We start from the raw sequence: 22,088 nt of genomic DNA on the forward strand, positions 1-22,088 counted from the left end.
GCGGGCTTGCCCGCGTTGGGCCGCGAAGCGGCCCCATAACGTCACCGCGCTCTTTCAGAAGAAACGCGGTGACAGGTTTCAGGGCTGCTTCGCAGCCCAACGCGGGCAAGCCCGCTCGCCACAGGAAGCCCGTTCACCACAGGAAGCTCGTTTGCCACAGGAAACGGGCTCGCCACAAAGGTCTTCTCATCACTGTTTCTGAAAAATATTTTCAGTTTGCCATGAGGTAAACCCACCCCTCATCCGTGTAGTGCTTGAAACTGCGATTAATTCGCATTAACAGCGCTTCTCTACACGGGTTCTCAAGCATGAAGTCCAGGGCAACGTCGGCGACAGGTGGTTTGGTTAAGCAATGGCTGGGAGCCTCGGTGATGGTGGTGTCGGGGCTGGCGTTGTTGCCCTTGTCGGTGGCGCGGGCGGCGGAGTCGGAGCAGCAAAGCACGGTGTTCAGCTTTGCCCTGGCGGCCAAGCCGTTACCTCAGGCGTTGAGTGAGTTCAGCCGGGTCACCGGGATCAGCGTGGTCTACACCGATGAAGCGCCCTATGGCCTCAACGCCCCGGCGGTCAACGGACGGATGAGTGCGGCCCAGGCCATGCAGCGTTTGCTCGGCAGTTCCGGTTTCACCTTCCGCCAGATCGACGCCCGTACCCTGGTCTTGGAGCCACAACCCACCGAAGGTGCGTTGAATCTGGGCGCCACCACCATCAGTGGCCTGGGCCAATCCGAGGAAACCACCAGCTATCAGCCACCGCCCACCAGTTCGGTGATGCGCTCCCAGGGCTTGCTGCTGGAAACCCCGCAAACCGTCAACGTGGTACCGGCTCAGGTCATTCGCGATCAGGTGCCGCGTAATCTTGACGATGCCTTGGCCAACGTCAGCGGTATCACTCAAGCCAACACCCTGGGCAGCACCCAGGACGCGGTGATGCTGCGCGGCTTTGGCGACAACCGTAACGGTTCGATCATGCGCGACGGTATGCCAGTGGTGCAGGGCAGGGCGCTGAACTCCACGGCGGAGCGGGTCGAAGTGCTCAAGGGCCCGGCGTCGTTGTTGTACGGCATCCAGGACCCGGGCGGCGTGGTCAATATTGTCAGCAAAAAGCCCGAACTGACCCAGTCCACCGCCCTGACCGTGCGCGGCTCGACCTTCGGCAGCGGCAAGAACGGCAGCGGTGGCAACCTCGACACCACCGGCCCCATCGGTGACTCGGGCCTGGCGTACCGCCTGATCGTCGACCATGAAGATGAAGATTACTGGCGTAACTTTGGCACCTATCGCGAAAGCCTGATCGCGCCGTCCCTGGCCTGGTATGGCGAGAACACCAAGCTGCTGTTCGCGTATGAACATCGGGAATTTCTCTCGCCCTTCGACCGTGGCACCGCCATCGACCCGAAGACCAATCACCCGCTGGACATCCCGGCCACCCGTCGCCTGGATGAGCCTTTCAACAATATGGAAGGCCGCTCCGATCTGTACCGCTTTGAAGCCGACCATGACCTGAACGACGACTGGAAAGCCCACTTCGGCTACAGCTGGAACCGCGAAACCTATGACGCCAGTCAGGTGCGTGTGAGCAAGGTCAACGCAAACGGCACCCTGACCCGCAGTATGGACGGCACCCAGGGCGCGCTGACCACTGACCGTTTCGCTACCGCCAGCCTTGAAGGCAAGGTCGATGTGGCCGGCATGCGCCATGACTTGGTGTTCGGCCTGGATGACGAGTATCGCAAGATCTACCGTGCCGATCTGATTCGCCAGGCCAGCCGCAGCACTTTCAGCTACACCGACCCGGTGTATGGCCGTGAAGTGGCCGGCAGCACCGTCAGCGCTCCGGACAGTAACCAGACCGACTTGCTGCGCAGTGACTCGCTGTTCTTCCAGGACGCCATCCACCTGACCGACCAGTGGATCCTGGTGGGCGGCGCACGCTTCCAGAAATACGACCAGTACGCCGGTAAAGGCGTGCCGTTCACCGCCAACACCGATGGTAACGGCCAGAAGTGGGTGCCGCGGGTTGGCCTGGTGTATCGCTACACCGATGAATTGTCGTTCTACGGCAGTTACACCGAGTCGTTCAAACCCAACTCCACCATCGCGCCGCTGGCCAACAAGAGCGTGCTGGATGGCAGCCTTGAGCCGGAAGAATCCAAGTCCTGGGAATTGGGGACCAAGCTCGACATGCCAGGGCGTATTACCGCTAGCGCCGCGTTGTTCAATATCGACAAACGCAACGTGCTGGTATCGGTGGGCGAAGGCCTGACCTCGGTCTACAGCGTCGCAGGCAAGGTGCGCTCCCGTGGCCTGGAGTTGGATCTCAGTGGCCAGTTGACCGATCAGTGGAGCTTGATCGGTAGTTATGCCTACACCGATGCCAAGGTCACCGAAGACCCGGCGTTGAAAGGCAAACGCCTGCAAAACGTGGCGAAGAATACGGGCTCGCTGTCGGCGGTCTATGACTTCGGCAGCATTGTCGGCGGCGACCAACTGCGTGTCGGCGCCGGTGCGCGTTACGTCGGCGAGCGAGCTGGGGATGCCACCAATAGCTTCGAGTTGCCGGGCTACACCGTGGCCGATGTGTTTGCCACCTACGACACCAAGGTTGACGGGCAGAAGGTCAAGTTTCAGCTCAACGTGAAGAACCTGTTTGACCGCACCTACTACACCTCCGCCGTCAGCACGTCCTTTGTATCGATTGGCGATGCACGGCAGGTGTCGGTCTCGAGCACCCTGGAGTTCTGATGAAAAATTGGCTACTGGCACTTTTGTTGATCAGCGGGACCGCGTTGGCTGATGACGCGCTGTATCACCGTGAACACCGGGCGACATTGCCCGGTTCCGGTCACAATTGGGGCTTTGTCGCGCTGGACCCGACCCGGCCCTATCTGTTCCTGGCTCGACGCGAAAACGGCTTGAGCGTGTTCGATACCCGGCAACAGCGGCTGGTCAAGACGGTGGAGCAGTCCGAAGGCGCCAATGGCGTGGTGTTTGTGCCGGAAGTGGACCGGGTGTTTGTGCTCCACACCGACGGCAGTTTGAGTGTGGTGCAGTTATCCACGCTCACACCGTTGAAGCGTATCCCCGTGGCGCAAAGCAACCTCAACAGTGCGGTGTACGAGCCCACCACCGGCAAGGTGATTATCGTCAGCGGGCGGCGGGCGGATCGTTCGACGCTGTTTGAATTCGATCCGAAGCAGGAGCGGATCACCGGGGCCCATGAGATGGCGGTGAAAAAAATCGACCCGCTGCTGGTCAAGGGTGACGGCAGTTTCTTCCTGCCGATGCGGGATGAAGGCAAGGTGGCCCGCTTCGATGCGAAAACTTTTGCGGTGCTCGACACCTGGCAGTTTGCCGATTGCCCCAAGCCCAGTGCCCTGGCCCAGGATGTGGAGCGTCAGCGCGTGTTCATCGCCTGCCGTGGGGACGCGCCGCAGTTGATCGTCGCCGACCGTGAAACCGGCGAAGTGAAAGCCCGCTTGCCGATCACCCGCGACGTCAACGCCCTGGCCTACGATGCGCCGCATCGTCGCCTGCTGATCCCCAGCGGCGTGGACGCCAGCCTGACGGTGATCGAGCAACACGACGCCGATCACTATGTGCTGCGCGCCAGCATCAGCACCTTGCCGATGGCCTACAACATGGCGTTCGACCCGCAGACCCGGCGGGTTTACCTGCCAGCGATGGACTTCATTCAACCGGCGCCGAGCCCGGCGGAGCCCAAGCCGGACCCGTTGTTTCAGGCCGATACGTTCTCGGTGACGACCTTGGCACTTGATTGAGCGGGGTGAATTCACCAAGCTGCGCACTCTCGCACATCAAGGAACACACGGTTTATGCGGTTGGGACGATGGACACACGCCAGTGGCATGCTGCTGGGCTTGAGCTTTTTGCTGGGCGGTTGCGCCACGGCGCCGACACCTTCAACCAGTCAGGCCCTTGACCACCTGTTGGCCGACCCGGCACTGAACGGCGCCAGCGTTTCGCTGATGGTGCGTGATGCTCGCAGCGGCAGCACGCTCTACCAGCACAATCCGCGCAGCCGGTTGACCCCGGCTTCCAGTCTAAAGCTGCTGACCACTGCCGCCGCGATGGATGTCCTCGGGCCGCAGTACCGGTTTTCCACGCAACTGCTGAGCAACGGCGCTCGCCAGGGTGAGCGCCTGAACGGCAATCTGTACCTGCGCGGTCTTGGGGATCCGACGATCCAGTGGGCGGATTACCAAGCACTGGCGGCGCAATTGGCGAGTCAGGGTATTCGTCAGGTTCAGGGCGACCTGGTATTCGATGACACCTGGTTTGACGCCGAGCGCCTGGGCGTTGATTGGGCCCATGACGACGAAAGCACCTACTACGGCGCGCAGATTTCGGCGCTGACGGTGTCGCCCGATACGGATTTTGATGCGGGCACGCTGCTCATTACGGCCAAGGCACCGGTGGTTACCGGCCGGCCGGTGACGGTCGAGATCAGCCCAGCCACCGATTACGTACAAATCAGCAATCGGGCGGTCAGCGGGCCGGGCAACAGTTATGGCCTCAACCGCCAGCACGGGACCAATCTGCTGCGGCTCAGCGGTGCGGTGGCGCCGGGCAAGCAAAGCCAGCAAGCGGTCAGCGTCTGGGAGCCGACCCAACTGGTGGCCAACCTGTTTGAACGGGCATTGGCGGAGCAGGGGATTAGCGTTCAGGGGCGTCGAGTGATCGGGGGCACAAGCCCAACCACGGCGACGGTGTTGGCGGTGCACGAGTCGGCGCCGTTGCAGGAATTGATCACGCCGCTGCTCAAACTCTCCAATAACAGCATGGCCGAAGCGCTGCTCAAGGCCATGGGCCGCAAGACCGCCAACACCGGCACGGCGGCTGCGGGTACGGCGGCGGTGGCCGGCTTTCTGAAACGCCAGGGGCTGGACCCAGCAACGCTCAATCAGGTGGACGGTTCGGGTTTGTCCCGGCGCAACCTGGTGTCGGCGCAAAACCTCACCGACCTGTTATTGGCGGCGAGCAAGCAGCCATGGTTCAGCGCCTGGTACAACGCGTTGCCGATTGCCGGCAATCAGGACCGCATGACCGGTGGCAGCCTGCGCTATCGCTTGCGAGGCACCTCGGCCGAGAACAACCTGCACGCCAAGACCGGGTCGATGGGCGGGGTTTCGTCGTTGACCGGGTATGTCACTGATGTTGAGGGGCGTAAGTTGGTGTTTTCGATGGTGACCAATAACTACGTGGTCGAGGGTGCGCGGATCAAAGTGCTGGAAGATCGGTTGGCCGCTGCGCTGGCGCAATGGGCGGACTGAAACCGAACACAATTTCCGGAATATAGGGAGATCAAAATGTGGGAGCGGCGGTCCTGTGTGATTCAGGCCAAGAACGCCTGGCGGTATTCCCCCGGCGTCGCCCCCATCGATTGGCGAAACCGATTGGTGAAATGACTGGCACTGGAAAACCCGCACGCCAGGGCAATTTCGCTCAAGGGCAGTGAGCTGCTGCGCAGCAGCTCCCTGGCCCGGTTCACTCGGCGTGCCAACAAATATTGATGGGGCGGCAGGCCAAAACTCTCGCGAAACATCCGCGCAAAGTGGTACTCCGACAACGCGCACATCCCCGCCAGTTGCCCCAGGCTGATGGGCTCAGCCAGTTGCTGGTCAATGTATTCCACCAACTGCCGACGCTGGTGAGCGGCCAATCCACCCTTCAAGCGCAAGCCTTCGCGCATGCCCACTTGGCTGAGCAAGGTGTGGCTGAGCATTTCATGAGCCAGGCTGCTGGTGAGCAAACGCTCGGCGGGCTCGTGCCAGTTCAGGCCGATCAACTGGTGGAAGCGACGGGCTTGCCGGGCATCTTCCAGGAAAGTGTTTTCCCGCAGTTGCAGTTCACGGGGTTCGCGGTCCAGCAGGGTGACGCAGCCAAGGGCAAACTGTTCCGGGCTGAAATACACATGGGCCAGGCGGATCTCGCCGTTGATCACCCAGGCTGACTGATGTTCGGCAGGCAGAATGCACAGTTTGTCCGGGCCGCCCTTGGTGCCGGGCTGGTCGCGCCGGAACGTCCCGGTGCCGCCGCCCACGTAGCAGGACAAGGTGTGGTGGCTGGGCGCTTCATAATCCTGGGCATCGTGATGGTTGCTCCACAAGGCTGCAGACAAGCCGTCACCGAGCTCGGCGCACCGCTCAAGGCGAGCGTTGGGCGAGCGGTTGAGGGATTGAAAGACTTGCAGGGTTTCCAGTGGCGGCATGGCGGTTCTCTCTGACGACTTGCATCCTACTCCCCGCAGCGGGCGCTGTGATCCCGCCAGCCGACAAAAGCGCAAGAATGTGCAAGAGCTGCCGGCCGCTGCGGGGCGACACTGTGGCTCAACAACCGGAGTGCGCCATGAACCTTTCCCTGTATTTACTCACTGTGCTGATCTGGGGCACCACCTGGATTGCCCTCAAGCTGCAATTGGGCGTGGTGGCGATCCCCGTGTCTATCGTCTATCGCTTCGGCCTGGCGGCGCTGGTGTTGTTTGTGCTGCTGCTGGCCAGCCGCAAGCTGCAGGTGATGAACCGCCGTGGGCATCTGATCTGCCTGGCCCAGGGCTTGTGCCTGTTCTGCGTCAACTTCATGTGCTTCCTGACCGCCAGCCAATGGATCCCCAGTGGGTTGGTGGCGGTGGTGTTCTCTACGGCGACCTTGTGGAACGCCCTGAACGCTCGGGTGTTCTTTGGCCAGAGAGTCGCCCGCAATGTGTTGATGGGCGGCGGCCTAGGGTTGATGGGGCTGGGGCTGCTGTTCTGGCCGGAGTTGGTCGGGCACACCGCCAGCCCGCAGACCTTGCTTGGCCTGGGGTTGGCGCTGCTGGGAACCATGTGTTTCTCGGCGGGCAATATGTTGTCGAGCTTGCAACAGAAGGCCGGGCTCAAGCCGCTGACCACCAACGCCTGGGGCATGGCCTATGGCGCGTCGATGCTGGCGCTGTACTGCGTGTTCCAGGGGATTCCTTTCGACATGGAGTGGAACACCCGTTATATCGGTTCGCTGTTGTATCTGGTTATCCCAGGTTCGGTGATCGGGTTTACGGCGTACCTGACGCTGGTGGGGCGTATGGGGCCGGAGCGTGCGGCGTATTGCACGGTGCTGTTCCCGGTGGTGGCGCTGAACGTCTCGGCCTTTGCCGAAGGTTACCAATGGACGGCGCCGGCGTTGGCGGGATTGGTGCTGGTGATGTTGGGGAACGTGTTGGTGTTTCGTAAGCCCAAGCCCGTAGTGGTAGAGGCCCGGGCGGTAGCCTGAGGGCTACTTCATCCCCAGCCGCTTGGCCATCCGGCCCAGGTTCGCCCGGTCCAGTCCTAGTTCCCGGGCGGCGCTGGCCCAGTTGCGCTGGTGGCGTTCCAGGCAATCACTGATCACCTGGCGCTGATAGTTTTCGGTGGCCAGGCGTAGATCGCCGGTCACCTCTGGCAAAGCGGCAACCGGTTGTTCTTCGAGCTGCGGCGCCGAGACGTTCGGTAAATCCAGGTCCTGGGCACTCAGGCTGAGTATCTTCGGCCGTTCCCGGCAATTACCCAGCGCCTTCAAGGCGCTGCGGCCGATCAGGTGTTCCAGCTCGCGCACGTTGCCCGGCCAGGCATACGCCAGCAAGGCCGCTTGGGCGTCGCTGGTCAGGCGCAGGCTGCCCAGGCCCATGCGTGAACGGTTCTGTTCAAGGAAAAATCCGGCGAGCAGCAGCACATCGCGACCACGCTCACGCAGGGCCGGGACTTGCAGCGGGTAGACGCTCAAGCGGTGGTAGAAGTCGGCGCGATAACGGCCGTTGCGCACTTCCTCGGCCAGGTCGCGGTTGGTGGCAGCAATCAGGCGCACATCCACCTGATGTTCCTGATCTGAGCCCAGGCGCTGCAACTGCCCGCTTTGCAGCACCCGTAACAGCTTGGCCTGGACCGTGAGCGACAACTCGCCTACTTCATCGAGAAACAGCGTGCCGCCATTGGCCAGTTCAAACTTGCCCCGGCGCTCATTCAGCGCCCCGGTAAAGGCGCCGCGCACATGGCCGAACAGTTCGCTTTCCACCAGGGTTTCCGGCAGCGCCGCGCAGTTGAGGCTGATCAGTGGTTTCTCGGCCCGCGGCGAGGCGGCGTGAATGGCCTGGGCCACCAGCTCCTTGCCGACGCCGGTTTCGCCGGTGATCAACACCGTCAGGTCGCTGCCGCCCACCAGTTTGATCTCCTCCACCAGGCGCTTGTGGCTCTTGCTCTGGCCGATCATTTCCTTGTGCTGCTGGCCGCTGGCCTGGCGGTAGATCTCGGCGCGCTGGTGCTCGTCTTCGGCACGAATGGCCAGGCGTTCGATGCGCTCGGCGGCATTGACCGTGGCGGCGGCGAGGCTGGCGAAGGCTTGCAGAGCGTCCAGCTCGACCCGTTCGAAACGCTCGATGTCGAGGGCGTCGAGGGTCAGCAGGCCCCAGGGTCGGTCGTCGATAAACAGCGGGCAGCCCATGCAATCGTGAACTTCCAGATGGCCGTGCAGGCCATCCACCAAGCCGTCGTAGGGGTCGGGCAGTTTGCTGTCACTGTCAAAGCGGGTTGGGCCGGTGCTGCTGAGCAGCACCTCGAAGCGCGGGTGTTCGCTGATCTTGAAGCGCCGCCCCAGGGTATCGGCGCTCAAGCCATCCACTGCCAAGGGCACCAGCCATTCACCGTCCAGGCGCAGCAACGCGGCGGCGTCGCACGGCAGCAGGGCGCGCATGGCCTGGAGCAAGCGTCGATAGCGTTCGCCTTCGGGCAGTTCGCGAGACAGGTCGGCGACCAGGGGCAGCAGGGTGGTGAGCAGCGATTGCGCAGTCATAATGACTCCTTGTAGTCCTAATGACTATAAGTCGTAGGAGGTCATACTGACTACATATAAATTAAGTGATTGAAAATTAACGATTTATTTATTGGCACGATTCCTGAGTAACACAGGGTAATCAGTTAGAAACCCAAAGCCCAGGAGTGTCCCCATGCTTAGCGTTCAAGACCGCGCCATCGTCAAGTCCACCGTACCGCTGTTGGAAAGCGGCGGTGAAGCCCTGATCACTCATTTCTACCGGATGATGCTGTCCGAATATCCTGAAGTACGCCCATTGTTCAACCAGGCCCACCAGGCCAGCGGTGATCAGCCCCGCGCCCTGGCCAACGGCGTGCTGATGTACGCCCGGCATATCGACCAACTGGACCAGTTGGGTGACCTGGTGGCGAAGATCATCAATAAACACGTGGCCCTGCAAATCCTGCCGGAGCATTACCCGATTGTGGGCAATTGCCTGCTGCGGGCGATTTCCGAAGTGTTGGGCAGCGAGATTGCCACGCCTGAAGTGATGAGTGCCTGGGGCGCCGCGTATGGTCAACTGGCCGATATCCTGATCGGTGCCGAAGCCGCGATCTACGACGAGAAAGCCCAGGCCCCGGGCGGCTGGCGTGGTGCGCGGCCATTTACCTTGGTCAAGCGCGTGGAGGAGAGCAGTGAGATCATCTCCTTCTACTTTGAACCTGTGGATAAAGGCCCGATCCTGGCCGCCGAACCTGGCCAGTACATCGGTATGAAAGTACTGCTCGATGGCGAAGAAGTGCGCCGCAACTATTCATTGTCGGCACTCAGCGATGCGGGTCAGTACCGCATCAGCGTCAAGCGTGAAGACGGTGGGCGGGTGTCCAACTACCTGCATGATCAGTTTCAGGTCGGCGCAATTATCGACCTGTTCCCGCCATCGGGCGAGTTCACCCTGGTGGCCAGCGACAAGCCCTTGGTGTTGATCAGCGGTGGTGTTGGCATCACCCCAACCCTGCCGATGCTGGAAGCGGCGCTGGCCACTGATCGTGCGGTGCACTTTATCCACTGCGCCCGTAACGGCGGGGTGCATGCGTTCCGTGATTGGGTGGACGCGCTGGCCGACCGTCATCCGCAACTGCAGCGCTTCTACTGCTACGCCGAGGACGATGGCGTGAGCCCGGCGGCGGACAAGGTGGGGATGCTCAGCCAGGAGCAACTGGCAGCTTGGCTGCCTGAGCAACGGGACCTGGATGCGTACTTCCTGGGGCCCAAAGGGTTTATGGCGGCGATGAAGCGCCACCTGAAAGCCTTGGGTGTGCCGGAGAAGCAGAGCCGGTATGAGTTCTTTGGGCCGGCGGCGGCGTTGGAATAAGGTTTAACCGATACACCAAGTCGGCTTCATCGCGGGTAAGCCCGGCTCCCACAGTTGAACGGTGTTTGCTTGAGCAACTCGGTCAACTGTGGGGGCCGGGCTTGCCCGCGATGGCGTCAGCACAGTCACAACCTGTTCAACGATTAATCCGCTGTTAACCCTTGCTGTTTAAACCTCCTGACGCCAACTGCTCAACGTTCACGCTCTGCGTGTAAACTTGCGGCCATTGGCATCGACACGGTCGACAACAACCATTATTGGCAAAGGGAAACGGGGATGAGTGACGAAATGCGTTTGGGACGGGAACGACGCTTTCTGGTGTTGCTGGGCATTATCTGCCTGGCGCTGATCGGCGGGGCGCTGTACATGCAGGTGGTGTTGGGCGAGGCGCCATGCCCGCTGTGCATCCTGCAACGTTATGCCTTGCTGCTGATTGCGATCTTCGCCTTTATCGGTGCCGCCATGCGCACCACCCGCAGCGTCACGATCTTTGAAGTGCTGGTGGTACTCAGTGCCATCGGTGGCGTCGCCGCAGCCGGGCATCATGTGTACACCCAGTTCTACCCGGCGGTCAGTTGCGGCATTGATGTACTGCAACCGATTGTCGATGGTCTGCCCCTGGCGACGATCTTCCCCCTCGGTTTCCAGGTCGATGGCTTCTGTGACACGCCTTACCCACCGATCCTCGGCTTGTCCCTGGCCCAATGGGCGCTGGTGGCCTTTGTGCTGACGGTGATCCTGGTACCGCTGGGCATTTACCGCAATCGTCACAGCAAATCCTGAGCCGTTACTCAAGAGCGCCCCGGTCTTTCTTATAGGAAGGTCGGGGCGTTCTTGTTTGTAGGAATTTTGTGAAGGTGGTGTGACGGAGGGCAACATCAGGTGCGCGCAGCATGCGACATGTTGTCACAGTGGCGATGTCGCAGGACGTTTCCCACCCCTTAGGCAGCTAAGTAAATTTGCATCCACGCAAGAATTCTGGCTGTCAGTTCGTCGTTTGAGCAACGCTACACAGCACGTGCCGTCCATGACATTGCCTGATGTCTGAATGCCTTGTTTTTAGGGGGCTTGGATGCGTTTCCTAATCCCTTACGAGGTGTAGGGAATGTGGCGTAATGCCCTATAACACGGTACTTTTTGGGGTTTTTGTTGAGAATCAAACGCGATACGGTCGCGCACCTTTGCAATAATGGTGAAGGATTATTGCTGGAAACGATAAAAATTATTTCTGGATAAGACATGGTTTCTACATCCTTACCTATCTACAATCGCCCGCACTGAATGTCCGGTGCTGCTCATCCCATGAGTATCAGGGCGGTTGAGAGGCGCAGGAACTGCTTCATGCGACCCCCAGGTGCCGGCAGCCTTCAATTATCCGCACCAAATGGAATTGGTCTGTAACAAGGCCTTTGACCCACGAATTCGAATAAGAACTCACCGCTAACCCGGACGTGTCGATCGCGCATAGCGTGACGAGCGGGCCCTTATTCAATCGAAGAGAAATGCCAACCCTTGGCAGGGTGAAGTGTTGGCGATCAAAACCCAACTGCATTGCGCAAGCTGCTTTAGAGGTCGTGAGATGAGTAAAAACAGGTACCCCCGATTACTAGGCTTTTTGCCGCTGCTCGGCATGTTTTTAATGCTGGGAGGCTGCAAGTGGACCTTGCTGGACCCAAAAGGCCAGGTCGGTCTGGATCAACGAAACCTGATCATCACCGCCACCCTGCTGATGCTGTTGGTCGTGGTGCCCGTGATCATCATGACGTTCGCGTTCGCCTGGAAATACCGTGCCTCCAACACCAGCGCGACGTACGCGCCGAAGTGGTCGCACTCCACCAAGATCGAAATCGCGGTGTGGCTGGTCCCGATTCTCATCATCATCGCCCTGGGTTACATCACCTATAAGTCGACCCACGAGCTGGACCCTTACCGTCCGCTGGACTCCGACGTCAAGCCGATCAACATCGAAGTGGTCGCTCTGGACTGGAAGTGGCTGTTTATCTACCCGGACCTGGGTATTGCCACTGTGAACCAGATCCGGTTCCCGGAGAACACCCCGCTTAACTTCCGGATCACCTCCGATGCCGTGATGAACTCGTTCTTCATCCCTGCTCTCGGCGGCCAGATCTACGCGATGGCAGGCATGCAGACCCGCCTGCACCTGATCGCGAACGAGAAAGCTGAAATGGAAGGCATCTCCGCCAACTACAGCGGTGCTGGCTTCACCGGCATGAAATTCAAAGCGATCTCGACGAGCCAGGAAGACTTCAACGCCTGGGTAGCCGAAGTCAAGGCCGCACCTAAACAGCTTGATCAAGCTGAATACGAAGCCCTGGCCAAACCAAGCCAAAACAACCCAGTCGCCCTGTACTCCACGTACGAGCCGGACCTGTTTCAGAAAATCGTCGACAAGTACGAAGGTATGAAGCCAGGCAAGCCGATCGAGCACGAGAAGAAAGAAGTGGCCGCGGTTGAAGGTTCTGACACGGGCTCGAATTCAGCTGCTGGGGCAGAGGAGTAAACGATGTTTGGTAAATTAAGTTGGGAAGCGGTCCCGTTCCACGAGCCGATTGTGATGGTGACTATCGCCATGATCGCACTCGGTGGTCTGGCGCTGGTCGCGGGTATCACCTACTTCAAGAAGTGGACCTACCTGTGGACTGAGTGGCTGACTTCGGTCGACCACAAGAAAATCGGCGTCATGTACGTCATCGTTGCCATGGTCATGCTGCTGCGTGGTTTTGCCGACGCCATCATGATGCGTACCCAGTTGGCCATGGCCACCGAGGGTTCGCCTGGCTACCTGCCCCCTGAACACTATGACCAGATCTTCACCGCCCACGGTGTGATCATGATCATCTTCATGGCGATGCCTTTCTTCACCGGCCTGATGAACCTTGCCTTGCCGCTGCAGATCGGTGCACGTGACGTTGCGTTCCCGTTCCTTAACTCCCTGAGCTTCTGGCTGCTGGTTTCCGGCGTTGTGCTGATCAACCTGTCCCTGGGCGTCGGCGAATTCGCCAAGACCGGTTGGGTTGCGTATCCGCCGCTGTCGGGCCTGGCTTACAGTCCGGGCGTGGGTGTGGACTACTACATCTGGGCGCTACAGCTATCAGGACTCGGGACGACATTGACGGGGGTCAACTTCCTGGCCACCGTCTTGAAAATGCGTACCCCTGGCATGAAGCTGATGGACATGCCGATCTTCACTTGGACCTGCACCTGGGCCAACGTACTGATCGTCGCTTCGTTCCCGATTCTGGCTGCAACCATGGCGTTGCTGTCGCTTGACCGTTACCTGGATTTCCACATTTTCACCAATGAACTTGGTGGCAATCCAATGATGTACGTGAACCTGTTCTGGGCATGGGGTCACCCTGAGGTGTACATCCTGATCCTGCCAGCGTTCGGTATTTTCTCTGAAGTGATCTCGACCTTCTCCGGCAAGCGCCTGTTCGGTCACCACTCGATGATCTACGCCTCGGGCGCGATCTCGGTACTGGGCTTCATGGTTTGGCTGCACCACTTCTTCACCATGGGTTCGGGGGCCAGCGTCAACGCGTTCTTCGGACTGGCGACGATGCTGATTTCGATCCCGACGGGGGTGAAGCTATTTAACTGGCTATTCACCATTTACCACGGTCGTTTGCGCATCACCAGCCAGGTTCTCTGGACCCTGGGCTTCATGGTGACCTTCGCCATCGGCGGCATGACCGGCGTACTGCTGGCCATCCCGGGTGCTGACTTCGTACTGCACAACAGCCTGTTCGTGATCGCTCACTTCCACAACGTGATCATCGGCGGCGCGGTATTCGGCTACATCGCAGGCTTCAGCTTCTACTTCCCGAAAGCGTTCGGCTTCAAGCTGCACGAAGGTTGGGGCAAGGCTGCATTCTGGTTCTGGATCTCGGGCTTCTTCGTCGCCTTCATGCCGCTCTACGCTTTGGGCTTCATGGGCATGACCCGTCGTCTGAACGCCACCACCAACCCTGAGTGGGTGCCGTACCTGTACGTCGCCATGTTCGGTGCGGTGATGATCGCTGTCGGTATCGCCTGCCAGTTGATCCAGCTGTATGTCAGCGTGCGTGATCGCAAGCTGAACGCCTGTGACTCCGGCGACCCATGGAATGCACACACCCTGGAATGGTCGACCTCCTCGCCACCTCCGTTCTACAACTTCGCTGTGTTGCCGAAAGCCAACAGCATCGATCCGTTCACTGAAGCCAAGGAAGACGGTACTGCGTACCAGAAGCCGGCTCACTACGAACCGATCCACATGCCAAACAACACCGCCACTGGCGTTGTGATGGGCGCGCTGTTGACCGTGTTCGGTTTCGCGATGATCTGGCACATCTGGTGGCTGGCCATCGTGAGCCTGGTGGGCACCATCGGCTACTTCATCGTTCACGCTGCCCGTGATGACCAAGGCTACATGGTGCCGGTCGACGTGATCGAACGCATCGAAGCCGAGCAACACGCTCGCCTGGTTGCCGAGAAGAAGATCCCGGCCAACCGTGTTGAAACCTCGTTGGAACAGGCTTAAACCATGTCGAACTTAGTGACCAATGCTGGACACGCCCATGTCGATGACCATGGGCACGATGACCATCACCACGACTCGGGGCCAATGACCGTCTTCGGTTTCTGGCTCTACCTGATGACCGACTGCATCTTGTTTGCGTCGATCTTCGCGGTGTACGCGGTACTGGTAAACAACGTAGCGGGTGGCCCCTCGGGCCACGACATCTTCGAACTGCCTTACGTGCTCGGCGAAACCGCCTTGCTGTTGTTCAGCTCGATCACCTACGGCTTCGCCATGTTGGCCTTCTACAAGGGCAACAAGAAAGGCGTCCTGAGCTGGTTGGCGCTGACCTTCCTGCTGGGCCTGGGCTTCATCGGCATGGAGGTCAACGAGTTCCACCTGCTGATCTCCGAAGGCTACGGCCCGCACCGCTCTGGCTTCCTGTCGGCGTTCTTCACGCTGGTAGGTACCCACGGCCTGCACGTATCCGCCGGTCTGCTGTGGATGGCGGTGATGATGTATCAGGTCAACAAGCATGGCCTGACCAACACCAACAAGACTCGCCTGAGCTGCCTGAGCCTGTTCTGGCACTTCCTGGACGTGGTCTGGATCTGCGTCTTCACCGTTGTCTACCTGATGGGGACTCTGTAATGGCTAATGCACATTCCCATGACAGCCATGATGATAGTCACGGCAGCGTTAAGTCGTACGCCATTGGCTTCATCCTGTCGGTCATCCTGACGCTGATCCCGTTCGGCCTGGTGATGTACCCGACCTTGCCGAAATCGATCACCTTGATGATCGTTCTGGCGTTCGCGGTGATTCAGGTTCTGGTTCACCTGGTGTACTTCCTGCACCTGGACCGTTCGAAGGCTCAGCGCGATAACGTGATTGCGTTCGTGTTCGCAGGTTTGGTAATCCTCCTGCTGGTTGGCCTGTCGGTATGGATCATGTTCAGCATCCATACGTTCATGATGGCGAAGTGAGGTAAGACCCGATGTCGCTTAAGCACTTTATCCAAATCACCAAACCGGGGATCATTTTCGGTAACGTGCTTTCTGTGGCAGGCGGCTTCTTCCTGGCCTCCAAGGGACATGTCGATCTGGCCATTTTCCTGGCCGCGATGATTGGCACGTCCCTGGTGGTAGCTTCCGGTTGCGTGTTCAACAACTGCATCGACCGCGACATCGACATCAAGATGGAGCGCACCAAGAATCGTGTGCTGGTCCAGGGCCTTATCTCCCTGAAGCTGGCACTGATCTTCGCGACCGTCCTGGGTGTTGCCGGTGTAGTGTTGTTGTACAAGGTGGCCAATCCGTTGGCGGCGCTGTTTGCCGTGATCGGCTTTGTCATCTACGTCGGCCTCTACAGCCTGTACCTCAAGCGCAAGTCGGTTCACGGCACGCTGGTGGGCAGTCTGTCGGGGGCGATGCCGCCGGTGATTGGTTATGTGGCTGTGACCAATAGCTTCGACATGGCCGCGCTGGTGCTACTGGTGATGTTCAGCCTGTGGCAGATGCCGCACTCTTACGCCATCGCGATCTTCCGTTTCAACGACTACCTGGCGGCTTCGATTCCGGTATTGCCGGTCAAGCGCGGTATCCAGGTCGCGAAGAAACACATCCTGCTCTACATCCTGGCCTTCCTCGTGGCGACCTTGATGTTGACCTTCAGTGGCTACGCTGGCATGAGCTACCTCGCCGTCGCGGCTGCCATGGGCATGTACTGGTTGTACATGGCCTGGACCGGCTACAAGGCGGTGGATGACACCGTCTGGGCGCGCAAGCTGTTCGTGTTCTCGATCTTCACCATCACCGCCTTGAGCGTGATGATGTCCCTGGATTTTCGGGTGCCGAGTGAACTGCTGGTGACCTACGCACACTGAGTGGTAACGCAGTCAAAAAGCCCCGCCTTCGAGAGAAGCGCGGGTTAATGAGATGGTCACCCCCAACACCCTGTGAGGGCTACGCTTTCACGGGGTGTTTTGTTTTCGGAGGCCATCATCATGAGCGAGTCAGCACTGATCGGTATCGATCTCGGCAAACATACTTTCCACCTGCACGGCCAGGATAAGTCGGGCTGTGAGGTGTTTCGCAAAAAATGCTCACGGACGCAAATGATGCAGTTTTTCGGCAACTCGCCGAGCTGTATCGTGGTGATGGAGGCCTGTGCGGGGTCGCACTATGTTGCTCGTCAGTTGGCGGCAATGGGGCACACGGCCAAGCTGATTTCTCCGCAGTTCGTTAAGCCCTTCGTCAAGGGCAATAAAAACGACTTTGTCGACGCTGAGGCAATCTGCGAAGCCGCTTCGCGCCCATCTATGCGCTTCGTCACGCCTAAAACCGAATCCCAGCAAACCCTGTCCGTGCTACACCGGATGCGCGAATCGCTGGTGCATGACCGCACCAAAACGGCTAATCAGATGCACGGTTTCCTGCTGGAGTTTGGGATCAGTCTGCCCAAAGGGTTGGCCATCATGAAGCGTCTGGCGAGCGCCTTGGCCGAGCATGAATTACCCGTTCGTCTGACGATATTGTTGCAACGCCTGCACGACCACTTTGCCTACCTGGATGAGCAAATCAAGGTCTTGGACAAAGAGCTGGCGGGCCAACTGGCCGACGATGATCTGGGCAGTCGTTTGCTGAGTCTTCCATGTGTCGGCCCGATCACCGCCAGCCTGCTGGCTGTAGAAATGGGCGACGGCAAGCAGTACCGATGCAGTCGGGACTTTGCCGCCTCAGTGGGCTTGGTGCCCAGACAGTACAGCACCGGTGGCAAGGCCAACTTGCTGGGAATCAGCAAGCGTGGTGACAAGCACCTGCGACAACTGTTGGTGCAGTGTTCCAGGGTCTATATGCAAAATCTGGAGCACCAAAAAGGCGCCTTGGCCGATTGGGTGCGCTCATTGCTAAGTCGACGACATTCGAATGTCGTGGCCTGTGCCCTGGCTAACAAACTGGCGCGTATCGCTTGGGCGATAGCCGCTCACCATACGCAATATGAAGCAGGGCCAGACGCCTTGAACGCCTGACCCCGCGGTTGTTGCAGTACCACGATTCACCTTCAGGTTTTGCGATAGCTGAACAACAGATGATGTGAACGGCACACCGGCCTGGCGAAGATCCTGACATAAAAATCGGCTTCAGAAGCCGACGGGTTTTTAAGGATCGTCAGGCGCGACTCTCATCGTGGCGCTGGGGCATGCCCCAAACAGACGCCGGATAGATTTAAGCAAGCCAACCACACCACCCGTTAATCAGTATTGCAAAAATGGGGGTGACCATAGATTTTTTATTGAGTGCGCTGCCGTGGGCCGTTTAAAATGTTGAAATGACCCCTATTAATGCAGGAAGCAGAAAGATGAAGAAAAAAGCCGTTATCGTTTTCAGTGGCGGACAGGATTCAACGACCTGCTTGATCCAGGCGCTGCCTCTGTACGATGAAGTGCACTGTATTACGTTTGATTATGGCCAACGCCATATCGCTGAAATTGAAGTCGCACAGAAGCTCTCAAAACAACTTGGGGCAACCGTGCATAAAGTACTGGATACCTCCTTGTTGAACGAGTTGGCGATCAGCAGCCTGACCCGCGATAACATTCCGGTGCCGACTGTGAACAGTTCAGGCGAAAGTCTGCCAAGTACTTTTGTGCCGGGAAGAAACATTCTGTTTTTAACCCTGGCGTCTATTTATGCCTACCAAGTACAGGCTGAGACGGTCATCACCGGTGTGTGTGAAACCGACTTCTCTGGCTACCCGGATTGCCGGGATGAGTTTGTCAAAGCGCTGAATAAAGCCCTTCAACTGGGCATGGAATATAACGTGCGCCTTGAAACACCGCTGATGTGGCTGAACAAGGCAGAGACATGGGCGTTGGCTGATTACCACAACCAGCTGGACTTGATTCGTGATCAGACGCTGACCTGCTACAACGGCATTATCGGCAGTGGCTGTGGCAACTGCGATGCTTGTAATCTTCGCGCTAAAGGCTTGAACGAATATCTGGAAAATAAAACAGAAGTCATGCGCAGCTTGAAAAATAAACTGGCCTGATAGAGTCGGCTGCCAATGGGTTTATGTTATTGAACCCATTGGCTTGAAAATGATCAGGTGGCTTGTTGTTGGGCTTGGCTGTCGCCCGTTATATACCGTTTGAACAGTGAACGGGCGCCGTAGGCAGGCAGGATATTGAAAAAGGCAAAGCAGACTTTTATCGCGATCTGCACATAAATCATGTTGAGGATGTCACTGGTTTGCATGGCGCCGTAGAAGGCGATGAAGCAAAACAGGAAGCTGTCGATAATGACCGCAAACAATGTGCTCAGGAATATGCGTAAAAACAGGTACCTGGAATTGGTCAGTTCCTTGATTTTGCACAGCAGGTACGAGTTTATATTTTCTGAAACAAGAAACGAAACCGAGGATGCGATCAACACCGACGAGACTTGAACGATCACGTCGTTATAGGGGCCGTCGAGCTTCCAGCCGGGCAAGCCGGGGAGGAAGGTCGAGCCATAGAGCAGGATGATAATCATAGCGTTGCTGGCAAACGCAAACAGGATGGCCCTTCTCGCCAGCCTCAGCCCGAACTGCTCGTTCAGCAAATCAACGATCAGGAATGTCAGGGGGTAGAGAAAGGTGCCCGGAGTCACAATGATATCGAGCGATTCCAGATAAATGGGCTTTGTCGCGGCAATACTGGTAAAAATATAAAATGTAAAAAGCAGCAGGTTCAGGATGATATAAATCATCCATGAGTTTTCATGCCGGTCATTTATATCGTAGGCAGTCAGTGTTTCGCCTTGAGAATAGAGTTTCTTATACAAGTTCTTAATTTCCGTTTTATTTAAATTGTCCATTATTTCACTGTTTACTACTTCGCTCAGTTTTATCCTGATTATCTTGCCGGTGGCGATGATCATGATGACGGCCAAACTCTTGTCATTTTCGAATCCCAGCAGTTTGTATTTGCTGTTTTCGATGTCACCTTCATACGCCGTCATTAAATCTCTCCTCAATGATATCGCCGACGACACACATGCGCTCTGAGCTAACCCACGCGTCATTCGTGATAAACAGTCTTTTTGTTATTCTGTCGTACACCAGCTTTTCCTTGTCGTCACTCGACGCGCCTTTTTGTATGATCAACAGGTCGCCGGGCTCGTTTACTCCGCTGATTTCGTTCTCTAAAAGTACCGCGATCAAATTGTAGGATGTGCCGAAGTAGTAGGTCAGCGGGTAAAGGGTAGCCAGCTCGCCAATTCGTTTGTCCATGCTTGAAATAACCAAGCTTTCTTTGATGATCGGGACGGCCGCCGGGTTCATATTGCCTTGCAGGGAAATACTGCCTTCGATTATCTCTTTCTCTTCAAAGTCGACGGTTTCTATCTCCGAGTAAGACACTCCAAAAAAATCAGAAATTTTGCGAATGGTCGACTGTTGTACATTGACTACTTTGCCTTCCAGAATGTTATAGATAGTGGTTCTGGTCAGGCCGCTGGAATTGCACAAAGACAGCTGCGTCTCTCCGCGACTTTTTATCAAGTACTTAATGTTGCTCTTCAAGTACTCGGTTCTTTCTCTTTTGTGCATCAAATGCCCACCATTTCCTTATAGTCGTGACACGTCGAGTTTTTACAGCGCTCGCACCCTGGAGGGGCATTCAATGCTCGACGCAAATCTGGGCGATCAAATCGTGGGGAAGTCCGATTCGGGTTTGCGTTTCAGGAGGCACCGCAGACGGAAGTGTTGCATGCACCCGCTATAAGAATAAAGGCCCGGGTACTCGCCGTCATGGCGTCCCTGGGTGAACGGCCCGCGCCAACCCATGGAAAACTGCCGGCCTGCCAGTGATCGTAAATCCCTTGATCAGGCAGAAAGCATCATTTTATTTGGAAAGTGTTTAATTTTCTGTTTAATTGCCCTGCGTAGGGTGCAGTCTGCACCAAGGCTTCATACGCACACACGAACGTGAAACCCAGGAAAGCGTGCGGTCGTTCGTAGCACGCAATCACCAAGGAAGGGGCACAGAAAATGGCAGCCAATACTGAACCACTGAAGAACCAGGCTGACCTGCTGCGACGAGGCATGGCGGACCTGCGAGCAGAAGACGCCGAGTTGGCGGGAATCCTGGACGCAGAAGTCACGCGCCAGCACCGCACACTGTCACTGGTCTCGTCTTCCTGCGCAGTCACGCCTAGAACCCTGGCGGCATCCGCCTCAGCGTTGGTCAACGTCACGGCGGAGGGCACGCCAGGCCGGCGCTATCACGCAGGTTGCGAGAACGTCGATCTGGTTGAGTCTCTGGCCATCCGAAGAGCCCGTGAGCTGTTCGGCGCCCAATACGCAGGTGTGCAATCACACTCGGCATCGAACGCCAATGCCCAAGTACTCGCTGCCCTGCTTGAGCCTGGTGATACGCTGCTGGGAATGGCCCACGATCACGGCGGGCACCTTACCCATGGCGGGCCCGTCGCATTTACGGGCGCCTACTACAAGGCGATCCGATACGGCACGACATCTGACGGCCTCATCGATTACGACCAAGTGCGCACACTGGCGCTCGCTCATCGCCCGCGCATCATCATCTGCGGTGCTACGGCTTACTCACGGGTCATAGATTTCGGGCGGTTTCGCGCGATTGCCGATGAATCCGGGGCGATTCTGCTCGCTGACATTTCACATATCGCCGGACTGGTTGCCACTGGGCGACATCCGAGCCCGATCGACGCAGCACACGTCACGACGACGTGCACGCACAAGCAACTCGCGGGCCCTCGCGGAGGCCTGATCCTTTCCGGCCGCGATGCCAATACAAAGGTTCCCGGCCTGAAGTCGACCTTCAGCCGCGTGCTTGACCAAGCCGTGTTCCCCCGGATGCAGGGCGCGCCAGCCGTCAACATGATTGCGGCAAAGGCCGCTGCGCTGGGTTACGCCATGTCCCCAGCGTTCGACGCTTGGATGGGACGGATTCGGACCACGGCGGATGTGCTGGCCGGTGCGTTTCAGGCCTATGACTACGAGGTCGTAGGAGGGTGCAGTGAAAACCACACGGTTCTGATTCGATTGCGTGGAGGTATCACCGGCGCCATCGCGGAGTCGGCACTGGAGTGCTGCGGCATCACCGTGAATAAAAATCGAGTACCGGGCGAGACCCGATCGTCATTCGTCACCAGTGGGTTGTGTATCGGCACCGGCTCCATGGCGCAACGTTTCATCGACCCTGCGGGATGTCGCCGAGTTGTCGATTTGGTTTGCCGGATATTGGACGAGGTGACGCCGCTCGGCGAGCAGGAGTACACCCTGGAGCCCGCCGTACAGGCACAATTGCGGTTAGAGGCCGAAGCGTTGTGCGCGATGTATCCCATCGCCGACTATATGGAACGTTGATGTTTCATGTGATTACAGGATGAAT

18 protein-coding genes are annotated in these 22,088 nt (G+C 58.1%); 13 read left to right on the forward strand and 5 right to left on the reverse strand.

Annotation, left to right across the window (positions count from 1 at the left end; all coding sequences use genetic code 11):
• Positions 1 to 308: 308 nt before the first annotated feature.
• Positions 309 to 2,741 carry a TonB-dependent receptor gene (locus tag HKK55_RS01455; RefSeq protein WP_169353036.1) on the forward strand — a complete coding sequence of 811 codons (2,433 nt, stop codon included), beginning with the start codon at positions 309 to 311 and terminating at the stop codon, positions 2,739 to 2,741.
• Between the two features lie 308 nt (positions 2,742 to 3,049).
• Here the strand turns inward: HKK55_RS01455 and HKK55_RS29490 are convergent, their stop codons facing one another.
• Positions 3,050 to 3,523 (reverse strand): glucokinase, encoded by a 474-nt coding sequence (locus tag HKK55_RS29490; protein WP_169357761.1) that lies wholly within the window; start codon positions 3,521 to 3,523, stop codon positions 3,050 to 3,052.
• A 309-nt stretch (positions 3,524 to 3,832) separates the two neighbouring features.
• On the opposite strand from HKK55_RS29490, the gene dacB reads away from it, so the two are divergent.
• Positions 3,833 to 5,290, forward strand: coding sequence for a D-alanyl-D-alanine carboxypeptidase/D-alanyl-D-alanine-endopeptidase (dacB, locus tag HKK55_RS01465; RefSeq protein WP_169353037.1), 1,458 nt, complete (start codon positions 3,833 to 3,835; stop codon positions 5,288 to 5,290).
• Between the two features lie 62 nt (positions 5,291 to 5,352).
• Here the strand turns inward: dacB and HKK55_RS01470 are convergent, their stop codons facing one another.
• The gene (locus tag HKK55_RS01470; RefSeq protein ID WP_169353038.1) at positions 5,353 to 6,228 is read right to left on the reverse strand and encodes a helix-turn-helix domain-containing protein; all 876 of its coding nucleotides are present in this window, start codon (positions 6,226 to 6,228) and stop codon (positions 5,353 to 5,355) included.
• 137 nt (positions 6,229 to 6,365) lie between these two features.
• Between HKK55_RS01470 and HKK55_RS01475 the strand changes: the two genes are divergently transcribed.
• Entirely contained in the window at positions 6,366 to 7,265 is a 900-nt protein-coding gene (locus tag HKK55_RS01475) for a DMT family transporter (protein WP_169353039.1), read from the forward strand.
• Positions 7,266 to 7,268: 3 nt separating this feature from the next.
• On the opposite strand, the gene norR is transcribed toward HKK55_RS01475, so the two are convergent.
• Entirely contained in the window at positions 7,269 to 8,816 is a 1,548-nt protein-coding gene (gene norR, locus HKK55_RS01480; protein ID WP_169353040.1) for a nitric oxide reductase transcriptional regulator NorR, read from the reverse strand.
• Between the two features lie 154 nt (positions 8,817 to 8,970).
• Here norR and hmpA point away from each other — a divergent pair, with 154 nt between their 5' ends.
• The 9 genes from hmpA (at position 8,971) to queC (ending at position 18,727) form a co-directional block, all read left to right on the forward strand.
• The gene (gene hmpA, locus HKK55_RS01485) at positions 8,971 to 10,152 is read left to right on the forward strand and encodes an NO-inducible flavohemoprotein (RefSeq protein WP_169353041.1); all 1,182 of its coding nucleotides are present in this window, start codon (positions 8,971 to 8,973) and stop codon (positions 10,150 to 10,152) included.
• 276 nt (positions 10,153 to 10,428) lie between these two features.
• On the forward strand, positions 10,429 to 10,935 hold the full coding sequence (locus tag HKK55_RS01490; protein ID WP_169353042.1) for a disulfide bond formation protein B: 507 nt from the start codon (positions 10,429 to 10,431) through the stop codon (positions 10,933 to 10,935).
• 796 nt (positions 10,936 to 11,731) lie between these two features.
• A complete protein-coding gene (cyoA, locus tag HKK55_RS01495; protein ID WP_169357762.1) occupies positions 11,732 to 12,673 on the forward strand; it encodes a ubiquinol oxidase subunit II in 942 nt (313 codons plus the stop codon).
• 3 nt (positions 12,674 to 12,676) lie between these two features.
• Positions 12,677 to 14,695, forward strand: a complete 2,019-nt coding sequence (cyoB, locus tag HKK55_RS01500; protein ID WP_169353043.1) for a cytochrome o ubiquinol oxidase subunit I — start codon at positions 12,677 to 12,679, stop codon at positions 14,693 to 14,695.
• 3 nt (positions 14,696 to 14,698) lie between these two features.
• Complete coding sequence (locus tag HKK55_RS01505; RefSeq protein ID WP_169353044.1) at positions 14,699 to 15,325, forward strand: cytochrome o ubiquinol oxidase subunit III; 627 nt, start codon at positions 14,699 to 14,701, stop codon at positions 15,323 to 15,325.
• A complete protein-coding gene (gene cyoD, locus HKK55_RS01510) occupies positions 15,325 to 15,660 on the forward strand; it encodes a cytochrome o ubiquinol oxidase subunit IV (RefSeq protein WP_003216374.1) in 336 nt (111 codons plus the stop codon). Before HKK55_RS01505 ends, cyoD begins: the two co-directional genes overlap by 1 nt.
• Positions 15,661 to 15,671: 11 nt before the next feature.
• Entirely contained in the window at positions 15,672 to 16,559 is an 888-nt protein-coding gene (gene cyoE, locus HKK55_RS01515; RefSeq protein WP_169353045.1) for a heme o synthase, read from the forward strand.
• A 120-nt stretch (positions 16,560 to 16,679) separates the two neighbouring features.
• Entirely contained in the window at positions 16,680 to 17,705 is a 1,026-nt protein-coding gene (locus HKK55_RS01520) for an IS110 family transposase (RefSeq protein WP_169353046.1), read from the forward strand.
• A gap of 329 nt (positions 17,706 to 18,034) precedes the next feature.
• The gene (gene queC, locus HKK55_RS01525; RefSeq protein WP_169353047.1) at positions 18,035 to 18,727 is read left to right on the forward strand and encodes a 7-cyano-7-deazaguanine synthase QueC; all 693 of its coding nucleotides are present in this window, start codon (positions 18,035 to 18,037) and stop codon (positions 18,725 to 18,727) included.
• A gap of 53 nt (positions 18,728 to 18,780) precedes the next feature.
• On the opposite strand, the gene HKK55_RS01530 is transcribed toward queC, so the two are convergent.
• On the reverse strand, positions 18,781 to 19,677 hold the full coding sequence (locus HKK55_RS01530; RefSeq protein WP_169353048.1) for a queuosine precursor transporter: 897 nt from the start codon (positions 19,675 to 19,677) through the stop codon (positions 18,781 to 18,783).
• The gene (locus tag HKK55_RS01535; protein ID WP_169353049.1) at positions 19,664 to 20,266 is read right to left on the reverse strand and encodes a helix-turn-helix transcriptional regulator; all 603 of its coding nucleotides are present in this window, start codon (positions 20,264 to 20,266) and stop codon (positions 19,664 to 19,666) included. Before HKK55_RS01535 ends, HKK55_RS01530 begins: the two co-directional genes overlap by 14 nt.
• A 441-nt stretch (positions 20,267 to 20,707) precedes the next feature.
• Between HKK55_RS01535 and glyA the strand changes: the two genes are divergently transcribed.
• On the forward strand, positions 20,708 to 22,063 hold the full coding sequence (gene glyA, locus HKK55_RS01540; RefSeq protein WP_169353050.1) for a serine hydroxymethyltransferase: 1,356 nt from the start codon (positions 20,708 to 20,710) through the stop codon (positions 22,061 to 22,063).
• Positions 22,064 to 22,088: the final 25 nt, after the last annotated feature.

This window comes from Pseudomonas sp. ADAK18, from assembly GCF_012935695.1.
Lineage (GTDB): Bacteria > Pseudomonadota > Gammaproteobacteria > Pseudomonadales > Pseudomonadaceae > Aquipseudomonas.

Excerpts from the sequence above, each read along its gene's own strand:
- HKK55_RS01475 (WP_169353039.1), top strand. The coding sequence starts at position 6,366 with ATGAACCTTTCCCTGTATTTACTCACTGTGCTGATCTGGGGCACCACC.
- cyoA (WP_169357762.1), top strand. The coding sequence starts at position 11,732 with ATGAGTAAAAACAGGTACCCCCGATTACTAGGCTTTTTGCCGCTGCTC.
- queC (WP_169353047.1), top strand. The coding sequence starts at position 18,035 with ATGAAGAAAAAAGCCGTTATCGTTTTCAGTGGCGGACAGGATTCAACG.
- HKK55_RS01535 (WP_169353049.1), bottom strand. The coding sequence starts at position 20,266 with ATGCACAAAAGAGAAAGAACCGAGTACTTGAAGAGCAACATTAAGTAC.
- HKK55_RS01520 (WP_169353046.1), top strand. The coding sequence starts at position 16,680 with ATGAGCGAGTCAGCACTGATCGGTATCGATCTCGGCAAACATACTTTC.
- cyoB (WP_169353043.1), top strand. The coding sequence starts at position 12,677 with ATGTTTGGTAAATTAAGTTGGGAAGCGGTCCCGTTCCACGAGCCGATT.
- HKK55_RS29490 (WP_169357761.1), bottom strand. The coding sequence starts at position 3,523 with ATGCGGCGCATCGTAGGCCAGGGCGTTGACGTCGCGGGTGATCGGCAA.
- cyoE (WP_169353045.1), top strand. The coding sequence starts at position 15,672 with ATGTCGCTTAAGCACTTTATCCAAATCACCAAACCGGGGATCATTTTC.
- HKK55_RS01490 (WP_169353042.1), top strand. The coding sequence starts at position 10,429 with ATGAGTGACGAAATGCGTTTGGGACGGGAACGACGCTTTCTGGTGTTG.
- dacB (WP_169353037.1), top strand. The coding sequence starts at position 3,833 with ATGCGGTTGGGACGATGGACACACGCCAGTGGCATGCTGCTGGGCTTG.
- norR (WP_169353040.1), bottom strand. The coding sequence starts at position 8,816 with ATGACTGCGCAATCGCTGCTCACCACCCTGCTGCCCCTGGTCGCCGAC.
- HKK55_RS01505 (WP_169353044.1), top strand. The coding sequence starts at position 14,699 with ATGTCGAACTTAGTGACCAATGCTGGACACGCCCATGTCGATGACCAT.
- HKK55_RS01455 (WP_169353036.1), top strand. The coding sequence starts at position 309 with ATGAAGTCCAGGGCAACGTCGGCGACAGGTGGTTTGGTTAAGCAATGG.
- HKK55_RS01470 (WP_169353038.1), bottom strand. The coding sequence starts at position 6,228 with ATGCCGCCACTGGAAACCCTGCAAGTCTTTCAATCCCTCAACCGCTCG.
- hmpA (WP_169353041.1), top strand. The coding sequence starts at position 8,971 with ATGCTTAGCGTTCAAGACCGCGCCATCGTCAAGTCCACCGTACCGCTG.
- HKK55_RS01530 (WP_169353048.1), bottom strand. The coding sequence starts at position 19,677 with ATGACGGCGTATGAAGGTGACATCGAAAACAGCAAATACAAACTGCTG.
- glyA (WP_169353050.1), top strand. The coding sequence starts at position 20,708 with ATGGCAGCCAATACTGAACCACTGAAGAACCAGGCTGACCTGCTGCGA.
- cyoD (WP_003216374.1), top strand. The coding sequence starts at position 15,325 with ATGGCTAATGCACATTCCCATGACAGCCATGATGATAGTCACGGCAGC.